Source organism: Streptomyces sp. NPDC041108, assembly GCF_055592645.1.
This window is the reverse complement of record NZ_JBVIYK010000061.1, coordinates 1-1024: the sequence shown is the minus strand read 5'-3', so window position 1 is coordinate 1024 and position 1024 is coordinate 1. Positions and strand designations below refer to the sequence as shown.

General features: G+C 68.4%; 1 pseudogene. It reads left to right on the top strand.

The window, feature by feature from the left end:
* Positions 1-1024, top strand: a pseudogene (locus ACZ6BB_RS42215) (alpha-1,4-glucan--maltose-1-phosphate maltosyltransferase); the annotation flags it as partial.

Genomic DNA, 1024 nt, shown 5'->3' with positions numbered 1-1024 from the left:
AGCGGGCCCTGTTCGGCTCCTGGTACGAGTTCTTCCCCCGTTCCGAGGGCACCCCCGACCAGCCCCACGGAACCTTCCGCACCGCCGCCCGCCGCCTGCCGGCCATCGCCGCGATGGGCTTCGACGTCGTCTACCTGCCCCCCATCCACCCCATCGGCACCACCTTCCGCAAAGGCCGCAACAACACCCTCTCCCCCACCCCCGACGACGTCGGCGTGCCCTGGGCCATCGGCTCCCCCGAGGGCGGCCACGACACCGTCCACCCCGGCCTCGGCACCCTGGACGACTTCGACCACTTCGTCGCCGAGGCCCGCACCCTGGGCCTGGAGATCGCCCTCGACTTCGCCCTGCAGTGCTCCCCCGACCACCCCTGGGTCGACAAACACCCCGAGTGGTTCCACCACCGCCCCGACGGCACCATCGCCTACGCCGAGAACCCGCCCAAGAAGTACCAGGACATCTACCCCATCGCCTTCGACGCCGACATGCCCGGCCTCATCGCCGAGACCACCCGGATCCTGCGCCACTGGATGGACCACGGCGTGCGCATCTTCCGCGTCGACAACCCCCACACCAAACCGGTCGTGTTCTGGGAACAGGTCATCGCCGACATCAACGCCACCGACCCCGACGTCATCTTCCTCGCCGAGGCCTTCACCCGCCCCGCGATGATGCACACCCTGGCCGCCACCGGCTTCCAGCAGTCCTACACCTACTTCACCTGGCGCACCACCAAACAGGAACTGACGGAGTACGCCACCGAACTCGCCGGTGAGGCCGCCGCCTACATGCGGCCCAACTTCTTCGTCAACACCCCCGACATCCTCCACGCCTTCCTCCAGGAAGGCGGCCGGCCCGCCTTCGAACTCCGCGCCGTCCTCGCCGCCACCCTCTCCCCCACCTGGGGCATCTACTCCGGCTACGAACTGTGCGAGAACACCCCCCTCAAGCCCGGCAGCGAGGAATACCTCGACTCCGAGAAATACCAACTCCGTCCCCGCGACTGGGACACAGCCGCACGAGA